Annotated in this window: 8 protein-coding genes; 3 read left to right on the forward strand and 5 right to left on the reverse strand. The window is 72.5% G+C overall.

The window, feature by feature from the left end:
* Nucleotides 1-664: 664 nt before the first annotated feature.
* Both G5C51_RS34720 and G5C51_RS34725 read right to left on the reverse strand, forming a co-directional pair.
* A complete protein-coding gene (locus G5C51_RS34720; RefSeq protein ID WP_165243580.1) occupies nucleotides 665-1,090 on the reverse strand; it encodes an organic hydroperoxide resistance protein in 426 nt (141 codons plus the stop codon).
* Nucleotides 1,091-1,151: 61 nt separating this feature from the next.
* Nucleotides 1,152-2,180 carry a zinc-binding dehydrogenase gene (locus G5C51_RS34725; protein ID WP_165243583.1) on the reverse strand — a complete coding sequence of 343 codons (1,029 nt, stop codon included), beginning with the start codon at nucleotides 2,178-2,180 and terminating at the stop codon, nucleotides 1,152-1,154.
* A 96-nt stretch (nucleotides 2,181-2,276) separates the two neighbouring features.
* Here G5C51_RS34725 and G5C51_RS34730 point away from each other — a divergent pair, with 96 nt between their 5' ends.
* The 3 genes from G5C51_RS34730 to G5C51_RS34740 are packed head-to-tail and all read left to right on the forward strand — an operon-like array spanning nucleotide 2,277 to nucleotide 5,383.
* A complete protein-coding gene (locus G5C51_RS34730; protein WP_165243586.1) occupies nucleotides 2,277-2,744 on the forward strand; it encodes a MarR family winged helix-turn-helix transcriptional regulator in 468 nt (155 codons plus the stop codon).
* Nucleotides 2,744-3,187 carry an NUDIX hydrolase gene (locus tag G5C51_RS34735; RefSeq protein WP_165243589.1) on the forward strand — a complete coding sequence of 148 codons (444 nt, stop codon included), beginning with the start codon at nucleotides 2,744-2,746 and terminating at the stop codon, nucleotides 3,185-3,187. The genes G5C51_RS34730 and G5C51_RS34735 overlap by 1 nt, the downstream gene beginning before the upstream one ends.
* Before the next feature lie 60 nt (nucleotides 3,188-3,247).
* Nucleotides 3,248-5,383, forward strand: a complete 2,136-nt coding sequence (locus tag G5C51_RS34740; RefSeq protein ID WP_165243592.1) for a SpoIIE family protein phosphatase — start codon at nucleotides 3,248-3,250, stop codon at nucleotides 5,381-5,383.
* A 21-nt stretch (nucleotides 5,384-5,404) separates the two neighbouring features.
* Here G5C51_RS34740 and G5C51_RS34745 read toward each other — a convergent pair whose 3' ends face one another.
* The 3 genes from G5C51_RS34745 to G5C51_RS34755 all read right to left on the reverse strand — a co-directional run.
* Nucleotides 5,405-7,465: an ATP-binding protein gene (locus G5C51_RS34745; protein WP_165243595.1), complete on the reverse strand. Its 2,061-nt coding sequence runs from the start codon at nucleotides 7,463-7,465 to the stop codon at nucleotides 5,405-5,407.
* 192 nt (nucleotides 7,466-7,657) lie between these two features.
* Nucleotides 7,658-8,497, reverse strand: coding sequence for an SMP-30/gluconolactonase/LRE family protein (locus G5C51_RS34750; RefSeq protein WP_165243601.1), 840 nt, complete (start codon nucleotides 8,495-8,497; stop codon nucleotides 7,658-7,660).
* 80 nt (nucleotides 8,498-8,577) lie between these two features.
* Nucleotides 8,578-11,306: hypothetical protein (locus tag G5C51_RS34755; RefSeq protein ID WP_165243598.1), on the reverse strand; the 2,729-nt coding region annotated here is incomplete at its 5' end.

An 11,306-nucleotide genomic window follows, 5' to 3' on the forward strand; every position in this document is an offset into this window, starting at 1 on the left:
ATGTGTATAAGAGCCAGCCCGTTGCTGTCTCCTGCACCGGGCGCGCGGCAGCTTCGCTGCACGGAACCGTGGGCGGGCGAGCCGGGCTCCTGGGTCGGCGGTCATGGCGCCTAGGCGCACGGGGTCGTGGGCGGGCAGGCCGCGTTCCTGCGTCCCGCGCTCATGGCGCCTTCGGCGCACAGAACCATGGGCGGGCGGGCCGCCCCCCTGCGTCCCCCGCGGATGGCGCCTTCGGCGCACAGAACCATGGATGGGCGGGCCGGGCTCCTGCGTCCCGCGCTCGTGGCAACGTTGGCGCACGGAGTCATGGGCGGGCGGGCCGCCCTCCTGCGTCCGGCGCTCATGGCGCCTTCGGCGCACGGGGTCGTGGGCGGGCGCCATGCCAACAGCCGGCGCGCACTGCCTATGGCGCACGGGGTCATGGGCGGGCGCCCTCCCGCACCGGGCGTGCGCGGCGGCTTCGCCGCACGAAGGGCTATCGGCGGGTGTCCTGTCGCGCCGCGCGCCGCGGCTTCGGCGCGCGAAGAGCTATGGCCGGCTGGCCGCCCTCCCTGCGCGCCCCGCGCTCGTGCCCCCTGCTGCACGGAGCAACGGGTGGGTGGGCGCCCCGTAAAAAAGGGGCCGCACCGCCCCTACGGCGGCGCGGCCCCTCCCAAGCGGCGCGTTACGCGGCCGCCACGTTCACCTCGATGTTGCCCCGCGTCGCCTTCGAGTACGGGCACACCTGGTGGGCCTTTTCGACCAGGTCCTTCGCGGTCGCGGCGTCGACGTTCGGGATCTTGGCGGTGATGTTCACCAGGATGCCGAAGCCCTCGTCGTTCTTGCCGATGCCGACCTCGGCGGTGACGGTGGAGCCGGAGATGTCGGCGCCCTCGTTACGGGCCACGACGCCGAGCGCGCCCTGGAAGCAGGCGCTGTAGCCGGCGGCGAAGAGCTGCTCGGGGTTGGTGCCGGCGCCGTTGCCGCCCATCTCCTTGGGCGGGTTGACGACGACGTCGAGCTTGCCGTCGTCGGTGGCTACGCGGCCGTCGCGGCCGCCCTCGGCGGTGGCCACGGCGGTGTAGAGGACGTCCTTGGACTGGATGGGCATGGTGGCGCTGTTCCTTCCGTACGACGCTTCAACAAACTGTTGAGAGTCTAGCTCGCCAGACTCAGGCGTCGAGAGCGACGATCATCTTCCCGGTGTTCTCGCCCCGCAGGACCCCCAGGAAGGCGTCCAGGGTGTTCTCGATGCCCGAAACAGTCGTTTCGCGGTACTTCAGCTCGCCCGACCGGATCCACGCCGAGACGTCCTTCAGGAACTCCGGCTGCATGTCGCTCTGATCCGTGACGATGAAGCCCTGCACGCGCAGCCGCTTGGTGAGGACGTAGGCGAGATTGCGCGGCGCCGGCACCGGCTCGGTGGCGTTGTACTGCGAGATCATCCCGCAGACCGCGACGCGGCCGTAGTCGTTCAGCGCGGAGAGCGCGGCCTCCAGGTGGTCGCCGCCGACGTTGTCGAAGTAGACGTTGATGCCGTCGGGGGCGGCGGCCTTCAGCTGCTCGTGGACCGGGCCGTTCTTGTAGTTGAAGGCGGCGTCGAAGCCGTACTCCTCGGTGAGGAGGCGCACCTTCTCGTCCGAGCCCGCGCTGCCGATGACGCGCGAGGCGCCCTTGAGCTTGGCGATCTGCCCGACCTGGCTGCCGACGGCGCCCGCGGCACCGGAGACGAAGACCGCGTCGCCCTCCTCGAAGCCGCCGATGCGCAGCAGCCCCGCGTACGCGGTGAGCCCGGGCATCCCGAGGACGCCGAGGTAGGCGGTGATGGGGGCGAGGTCCGGGTCGATCTTGACGGCGTGCTTGGCGTCGAAGGTGGCGTACTCGCGCCAGCCGAGGCCGTGCAGCACGTGGTCGCCGGGCGCGAAGCCGTCGGCCTCCGAGGCCACGACGACGCCGACGGCGCCGCCGTCCATGGGCTTGTTCAGCTTGAACGGGGGCACGTAGGACTTCACGTCGTTCATGCGGCCGCGCATGTACGGGTCGACGGACAGGTGGGTGTTGCGGACCAGGATCTGTCCCGGGCCCGGCTGCGCCACGGGCGCCTCGACGAGGGCGAAACCCGAAGGCTCGGGCCAGCCCTGCGGGCGGGCGGTGAGGTGCCATTCGCGCGAGGTGGCGGGGGCGGCGGGGGGTACGGACACGCTGGGCTCCTGAGGCGTCGAGATTTACTTCACTACCTGAAACAACCATCCTGCTGGATGTTTCAGATTGTCAAGTAAATGGCTAACCTGGGGTGTATGGCCCGCAGCACACCCCCCGCACCCGACACCGTCACCCGTGAGGTCGTCGACCTCATCGGGACGGTCGTGGCGCGTTTCCACGGCGACTACGAGGCGGCCGCCGCCGCGCACTCCCTCACCGGCGCCCAGGCCCGGCTGCTGGCCCTGCTGGCCCGCGAGCCGCTCCCCATGCGCCGCATCGCCCAGCGCCTGAAGTGCGAGCCCTCGAACGTCACCGGCATCGTCGACCGCCTCGAGGAGCGCGGCCTGGTCGAACGCCGCCCGGCGCCGGCGGACCGGCGCGTGAAGCTGGCCGCGGTGACGGCGGAGGGGGCGCGTACGGCGGAGCGGGTACGGGCGTCGCTGGACTTCGCCCGCGAGCCTCTCGCCGCGCTGCCGTCGGCCGACCGCGAAACGCTGCGTGACCTGCTGCGACAGCTCCTCGGCGAGAGCAGCGGGACCGGCGGCACCGACGCGGCCGCCTGATGCGCCGCTCACTCCGCGTCGCCGCCTACGCCGTCTGCCTCCGCGACGACGCGATCCTCCTCAGCCGGCTGAGCGAGAGCGCCCTCGCGCCGGGCCACTGGACGCTGCCCGGCGGCGGCCTCGACCACCGCGAGGACCCGTACGACGCGGTGGTGCGCGAAGTCGCGGAGGAGACCGGCTACGCGGTCGAGGTCGAGGCCCTCCTCGGCATCCACAACGAGCACGACACCGACGACCACGGCCCCGGCTACTCCGACGACCACCACCTGGTGCGCGTCATCTACGCGACCCGCGTCACCGGCGGCACCCTGCGGGAGCCCGGTACGGCGCTCGGCGCCCTCGCCTTCGATTTCTGGAACTGGCCGCCGCTGTCCGAGAGCTTCCACGAGGCGTTCCGGCGGCGGCTCGGGCACCGTACGGACCGCCAGGACGGAAAGTTTTAGCGCAAGCCGCCTGGACGCGCAGAAAGCGCGGAAAGCGCGGAATGCTGGCAAAGTGGGCTTATGTCGGGCGACCCGGACGCGGAGGCGCGGGAGGCGTCTCCGGGAGGCGCAGTGCCCGGGGACTCGGCTACGCATACCGATATCGGGCTCGCGCTCAGTCTCAATCGGATGGGCAGTTTCGACTGGGACCTCGACACCGGTCGTATGCACCTGGATGACAGCGGTCTCGCCGTCTTCGACCTCGATCCCGCGGACTTCGACGGCTGGCCCATCGACCTCAAGCCGCGCGTCCCGACCGAAGAGGGCATCCGCCTCGACGCCGTCGTCTCGCAGGCGCTGAAGGACGGCAGCCAGGACTACGGCGTGTACTTCCGCGTCCGGCGCCGGGACGGCTCCCTGCAGTGGACGCACACCCAGGGCTCCATACGCCGCGACGAGACCGGCCGCGCCCGCCGCGTCATCGGCATCGTCCGCGACGCCACCCTCGAGCTCGACTTCTCCCGCCAGCGCCTCGCCCTGGACGCCGAGCGGGAGCGGCAGGCGCGCATAGTCGAGTCCACGACGGCCGCGCTCGCCCACGCCCGTACGGTCCGCGACGTGATCGGCGTGCTCGGCAACCAGAACAACCTGAAGCGCCTCGGCGCCGTCAACGTCCTCCTCGGCCTGGTCGAGGACCACCACATCCAGCTGGTCGCCGAGGGCACCGCGGGCAGCTACGTGCACGAGCATCAGTACACCGACGTGGACGAGGACGCCTTCCCCATGGGCCAGGTGGTCCGGACGATGCGGCCGCTGTTCATCACCTCGGCGGAGGAGTTCGCCGACGGCTACCCGCATCTGTGGCCGTACATCGAGCCGCTCGGCATCACCGCCGCCGCGTATCTGCCGCTGGTCGCGCTGGGGCGGCCGAACGGCGTGCTCGGCCTCTTCTACGCCGGCCGCCACGAGTTCACCCCCGAGGAGCGCAATCTCCTCCTCGCCCTCGCCAGCACCATCGCGCAGAGCCTGGAGCGGGCCCGCCTCTACGACCAGGAGCACGACCTCGCCGAGCGGCTGCAGCAGGCGATGCTCCCGCCGAGCATCCCCGACGTCCCCGGCGCCGAGGTCGCGGTGCGCTACCGCTCGCCGCGCACCGGCCTGGACATCGGCGGCGACTGGTACGACGTCATCCCGCTCCCCCGCGGGCGGGTCGCGGCGGTGATCGGGGACGTACAAGGGCATGACACGCAGGCCGCCGCCGTCATGGGCCAGCTGCGGATCGTGCTGCGCGCGTACGCGACCGAGGGGCACAGCCCGGCGACGGTGATGGCGCGGGCGTCGTCGTTCCTCTACGAGCTGGACACGGAGCGCTTCGCGACGTGCTGCTATACCGAAATCGACCTGGCCACGGGGTCGTTGCAGGTCGTACGGGCCGGGCACATCGATCCCCTCGTACGGCACCCGGACGGCATCACCCGGTGGCTCGCGGTGCCGGGTGGGCTGCCGCTCGGGCTGTCCGCGGACTTCGGGCGGCTGGAGTACCCGGTGACCCGGCTGACGCTCGACCCCGGGGACGCGCTGCTGCTGTGCACCGACGGGCTGCTCGAGCAGCCCGGGACCGATCTGGGGACGGGGATGCTCGAGCTGCGCGAGCTGGTGGCGGCCGGGCCGTGCGACGTCGACGAGATGGCGGACCGGCTGTGCGATGTGGTGGAGGAGCGGGGGGTGAAGGACGACATGGCGCTGGTGCTGCTGCGGCGCGGCGGGGGCGCGCTCCGTACCGTCGGCAAGGGCGAATCCGCCGGGCGGCTGCGGCAGCACATTCCGCCCGCCGATCCGGACGCGCTGTCCGCGGCGCGGCACATGATCCGGTCGGCGGTACGGGCGTGGGGCGCGGGTGAGCGGGCGGACGAGATCGAGCTGGTGGCGGACGAGTTGGTCACGAACGCGCTGCTGCACACCGACGGTCCCGCGGAGGCGACCGTGCGGATGGTCGCGTCGGCGGGGCCTGACCGGCGGCTGCGGATCGAGGTGGAGGACCGGTCGAGTGCGATGCCGCGGCGGCGGGAGCCGGGTGAATCCGGGGTGTCGGGGCGGGGGTTGCTGCTGGTGGACCGGCTGGCGGATGTGTGGGGGGTGGAGGCTCGGGGGAGCGGGAAGGTGATCTGGTGCGAATTCGCCGTGGCGGCGGAGCCGGTGCTGCCCGCGGCGGCGTGAGAGGGGCCCGCAGCGCGCTGGTCACTCGGCCGAGGGCTGGTGGAGCGTCGTGTCCTCGGTGCTGAGCGCGTAGCCGACACCGGTGTCCGTGTCTGCGGCACGCCCGCCGCGGAACTCGGTCTCGTACGCCTCGTCCCCGATGAGGACGCGGGCCTGCGCCTCGCATTCCCGGCGGGAGGCGACGAGTTCGGGGACCCCCGCCTGCGGGACGCCCAGGGTGTCCCAGATCCGCTGGCCGATGCCGAGCAGCCGGGCGGCTCGCTCGCCGCGTCCGGAGGAGACGGCCGCGGAGGCGAGCAGGTCCACGGTGGCGGCCATGCCGGAGCTGTCGTGCAGGCGGTGCTTGCCGCGGAGGGCCGTGCAGGCATACGCCTCGGCCGCCTCCGCCTCCCCCAGCCCCATCGCGGCCAGGGCACGCGCCCAGTCACCCCAGGAACGGCCCCAGACCTCACCGCGGCGGGCGGCCTCGGCGGACACGGCGTCCGCCGCGGCCGACGCGAGATCGAAGTGCCCGGCATGGATGTGGCACACCGCCAGCGCGGCCTGCGCTATGAGCCACCCCTCGGGATAGCGTCCGCCGGGCAGCGACGGCGGCAGCGACTCGGCTGCCCGGATGCCCTCCGCGGCTTCACCGCACAGCGTGTGGGCGGCGATCCGGAGGTAGCTCGCGGCGGCCAGCGCGCTCTCGTCCGCCTCCTGCTCCGCGGTCGGGCGGAGTGCGGCGTCCAGGCGCCGGAGGGACGCCACGTCGCCGGTGGCGGCGGCGATGACACCGCGCGCCCACATGGCTTTGCCGCAGACAGGGCCGGATGCCGGTTCGAGGGCCAGCACCCGGTCCAGGTAGTGCCGGCCCTCCTGGGTGAAACCGCATGCCAGCCAGTGGAACCACAGCGCGCCGCCCAGCCGCTGCGCCGCGCCCGCGTCCCGTTCCGCCAGGCAGAAGTCCAGCGCCGCGCGGAGATCGGCGTGCACGCCGGTCATCCGGTCCCGCCACAGCAACTGGTCAGGGCCGATCCAGGCGGCGTCCGCGCGGTCCGCGAGCCCGGCGAAATAGTCCCGGTGCCGCAGCCGCAGCTCCCGCTCCTCGCCCAGCCGGCGCAGCCAGCCGAGACCGTATTCGCGGAGGGTGTCCAGCATCCGGTAGTGCTCGCCGCCCCCGGTCGGCGTCCACACCACGATCGACCGGTCCACCAGATCGGCGAGCAGCCGCTGGATCCGTTCGCCGGGCAGGTACGTATCGGCGCAGACCTCTCGTGCGGCCTCCACGTCGAAGGTGTCGGCGAACACCGACAGCCGCGCCCACAGCAGCCGTTCGGCCGGCGTGCACAGCTGGTGGCTCCAGCCGATCGCGGTGCGCAATGCCTGATGCCACGGCGGGTCGGCGTCCAGCACCACCGCCTGCGGCTCGCCCAGCACCGCGAACCGGTCCGCCAGCGCCACCGCCAGCTGCGCCGGCGTCCACTCCCGCAGCCGCACCGCGGCCAGCTCGATGGCCAGCGGCAGTCCGTCCAACTGGCGGCACAGCCGCACCAGTTCCTCGCGATCGGCGTCGGCCAGGTCGGATCCGGCTTCCGCGGCCCGTCGCTTCAGCAGCTCCATCGCGTCGCCCTGCCCCGCGCCCGGGTCGTGGGCGTCGGCCACCGACAGCGGCTCGAGCTGCAGCACCTCCTCGGCCAGCAGCCCCAGCGGCTGCCGGCTCGTGGCCAGGATCCGCAGCCCGGGCGCGGCCCGTAACAGCAGCTCGGTGGCGAACGCGCAGGCGTCCGCCAGGTGCTCGCACGTGTCCAGCACCAACAGCAGCCGCCGCTCGGACAGATACTCGCCGAGCACCTCGATCATCGGCCGGGTCGACTGGTCCGCCAGCGGCAGCGCCTCGGCGATGGCATGCGCCACCAAGGTGCCGTCGCCCAGCGCCGACAGCCCGGCCCACCACACGCCGTCCGGGAACTCCGGCCGCAGCGCGGTGGCTGCGTGCACGGCCAGACACGTCTTGCCTACCCCGCCGACCCCGGTCACCGTCACCAGCGGCCGCCGCGGGCACAACACCCGCAGCCGCGCCAGCTCCTCGGTCCTTCCGACCATCGCGGTCCGCCTCGACGGAAGTTTCCCGGCCGGGCCCTGCGCGGCGGTAGCCATCGTTGCCTCCCGGCGTCTGCGATCGCACCTGGGGAGTGACGCTCTGCCCAGCGTGGCAGAGAGACGCGCCGTGAGAGGCGTGAAAACGTGCCAGTTCTCGCGGCGTACGAGAACGTGCCAGTTCTCGCGGCGTACGACTCAGCCCGCGAAGGCCGGCTGCGCCAACCCGCGGCCGGCTCCCGGGACCACCAGCACCGAACCCGCCATCGGGTGGCTGTCGTCCAGCGCCGCCGACGTGATGTACAGATCCGTAAGATCCGCGCCGCCGAAGGCGCAGGCCGTCGGGCGGGCCACCGGCAGGTCGATCGTCCGGTCCAGGCTCCCGTCCGGCGCATAGCGGCGCACCGCCGCGCCGTCCCACAGCGCCACCCACACACAGCCGTCGGCGTCCACGCACAGGCCGTCCGGGGAGCCCGCGCCGGACTCGATCTCGGTGAACGGCCGCCGGCCGGAGATCTTCGCGCCGCCCTCCGCTACGTCGAAGACGTCGATCCGGCCCGTCGGGGTGTCCGCGTAGTAGAGCTTCGTGCCGTCGGCCGTCCAGCCGAGACCATTGCTGACCGTCACGTCGTCGAGCACCAGCTCCGCGCTGCCGTCGCCCGTCACGCGGGTGAGCGTGCCGCCACCGGGCGCCGCGTCGTAGCGCATCGTGCCCGCCCACAGCGCACCGTCCGGCGCGACACCCGCGTCATTGGCGCGCCGCCCGGCGACCGGCTCGTGCACCAGCCACCGAAAGGCCCCGTCCGCGTCATACAGCCCGATCCCGTCCCGCAGACACGCCACCAGTCCCCCACCGGCCCGCGGCTTTACGGCGCCGACGTGCTGCTCGGTCGCCTGGACGGTGCGGCGGCCGGTGGCCGGGTCGTACGTATGGATACGCGCCCCGAGGATGTCCACCCAGATCAGGCGCTGCGCGGCCGCGTCCCAGGTGGGGCCTTCGCCGAGCTCGGCGGCGGCGCGGATCGCGATGTCGAGCATGGTGGTGAGTAGCCCTTCGTACGGCCCGTCGAACGGGGGCGGTGGCAAGTGCGGCGCGAGTGTACGACACACGTCCTACGTCATGGCCTGCCTGGTGTCGGGCTCTCGGACGGCGACGTGGCCGGCGGGCGGTTCTCGTTGTCCGGCTGCACGAAGTCCGTGGCCCAGGTGCCGGCGAACGCGGTGACGAAGGCGGTGATCGCGGCGACAATGATCGTGGTGGTCGGCACCGCGAGGGCCGACATCGTGCGGAAGTTGCGGATCTGGCCCCAGCGCAGCCCGGCCACGCGGACCAGCCTGGCCTCCCAGTACAGGCCGAGGACGAGGAAGATCGCGAGCGCGTTGCCCGTGGTGCTGAGCAGTTGGGCGGCCAGGTCGGCGTCGGTGTGCACCGGGTAGTCCAGCGTCGGCAGCAGCTCCACGGGAAGGACGACGGCCAGCAGCCGCATCGCCTTGCCGAGCGGGCTGTGGCCACGCAGCCAGGGGTAGAAGTAGCCGTACAGCAGTCCGTAGAGCGGCCAGCGCAGCGCCCACATGCCGATCGCTGCGCCATCCCAGAAGTACTGCTCCCCTGACCACCTGGGCAGCGTGTATGCCTGCCACGGCAGCGAGAGCGCGGTGAGCAGGGCTGCCGCGACGACGCCGTTCTCCCAGGCGGGGCGGCCGGCGGAGGTGCCCAGAGCGACGCGGTACAGCCGCCGCGAGCGGCTGGGAGCCCGCCCGCGCCGGCCCAGCGCACCGAGTTGCCGCCAGCGTCCAGTCCATGCGGCAGGGGTGAGCGAGCCGTCGGCGAGCTCACCGCGGGAGGTGGTGTGGAATTCATGCCGGCTGGTCTCCAGCGTCAGGTCGCGCAGCAGCGCATGCATCACCCGGTTGTGGGCGGTCTCGGGGAGCCGGTGCAGGCGCCGCGCCGCGGCTTCCCGGTCCGCCGGCAGCAGCAACCCGAACCCGAACACTGCGCACAGCACTGCGAGATAGCCGGGAGAAGAGAAACCCCGGACCGGCCAGGCGACCATCACGTGCCCCAGCGCGGCGAGGAAGCCGAGGCCCACGGCCAGAGGCTGCGCCTCCGCGGGCCATTCCCCCGGCCGTCGCCCATGCCGGCGCAGGTACAGGAGGATGCCGGCCAGCGCTGCCAGCTGGACCTCGGTGGCAATCAGTCCAGCACTGGTCAGCGGGTGCAGCGCCGGGACTTCCCCGGCATCCGAGACCAGCTCGCCGGATCGGCTCCGGACAAGGTAGGCCACGAGACCGAAGGCCGAGGCCCCGCCAAGGGCGTACCAAACCAGCAGCGGGATCAGCAGCAGCGTCAGGCGAGGGCCGGTCAGCTGGCGGCCGACGAGCAGCCAGAGCGCGGGAATCCAGGCCCAGATGACGAAGGCGGCCAGGCCGGTATTGGCCAGCTCCCAGGCGGAGGTGTACCACTGGGTGTGGTCCGCGATCGGCAGGCCCGTCGCCACCGCCGTGCCGGCGTAGCCGAGCCAGGCGGCCGCGGCCGCGGTCACCGCCCAGCGGCGGCCGATGTCGCCGATCAGGCCGCTGCGCAGCAGCACGCCTACGAGAACGGCCGGTGGCAGGCTCAGCAGTATGAGCCACAGCACGCCCGGCCGATCCGATGCCACAGCCAGGGCGGCAGGGCCGGTGAAGAGCAGCACGGCCGGCACCAGAAGCGGCGCCAGCTGCCGTGGCTTCGGACTGCGGCCGGTCGCGAACCGGATCCCCGCGGCGAGCGCGAGCAGCGGCAGCAGCACAAGTAGCCAGACGGTGTGGACGTTGCCCCAAGTCGCCTCGGCAGAGCGGCCGATCACCTCGGTATCCACCGTGAACAGCGTCGGCTCCAGCGGGCCGAGACCTGGCAGCACGGCGGCCGCCGTCACTGCCGCGACCACCATGGCGGCCTTCGGCCAGCGGGCCGCATCGGTGCGCTCCCGGAGGGCGGGCTGCAGGCAGCGTTCGGCGGCGAGGAGCAGCACCAGCACCCCCAACACCGCGGCGATCTCGCGGAAGAAGTCCATCTTGAGGTAGCGGGTGAACTCGCTGTAGTTGTCGTCCGCGGCAGGGCTCGCCGTGTCACCGGTCGAGGCGAACGCCACCCTCGCCTTACCAGTGCCGGGCAGCATGAACTCGACCCGGTGCGCGGACTGGGCGCGCGGCGTCACGCCGACGACCTGATCGATGGTGAAGCCGGGGACATCCAGCTCCACCGTCCAGCGGTCGTACAGGCCCTTCGCACCGATCCAGCCGCGGGGGCTCTCGGTCCGGAGCTGCCAGTTCATCTGCGGACCGCAGTCGAACTCCCGCGGATCGATGGCACCGCTGACCGTCGCCGCGGCGTCCGGGGCCCGCTGGACCACCCTCACCGAGCGGTCGATGCTGTCGATCGAGGTGTCCAGGCATCTCTTGTCCGCCAGGCCGAGCGGCGGCATGGCGACCGCCAGGACGTCTATTTTCTTCGTACGCACGGCCTTCAGCAACGGGTCCCCGGCGGGCAGCCGAAACGTATGGGTCGCCCGGATGCGGGTGGTGCCGCCGTCGCGGCTCACCTTGAGCACGGTGGTGACCTCGCGCTTCGGCCCGGTTCCGTATCGCTCTACTTCCTTGCCCGCCAGCTCCTCGGGCGAGGCTTCCTCGGTCTCTCCGGTGGAGTCGTCATCCTCTTCCTCCTCGGCTGCCTGGGCCTGCTGGAAAGCCGCATCAAGCTCGCCGACCCACCACGCCCTGCAGGCAAGGGCGTACACCACGAGGGCCGCCACCACAGCGACCGCCGCGGCCACGCGCAGCCATAACCCGCCCCGCACCGTCCCCCCTC

The sequence above is a fragment of the Streptomyces coryli genome, assembly GCF_011044975.1.
Classification (GTDB): domain Bacteria; phylum Actinomycetota; class Actinomycetes; order Streptomycetales; family Streptomycetaceae; genus Streptomyces; species Streptomyces coryli.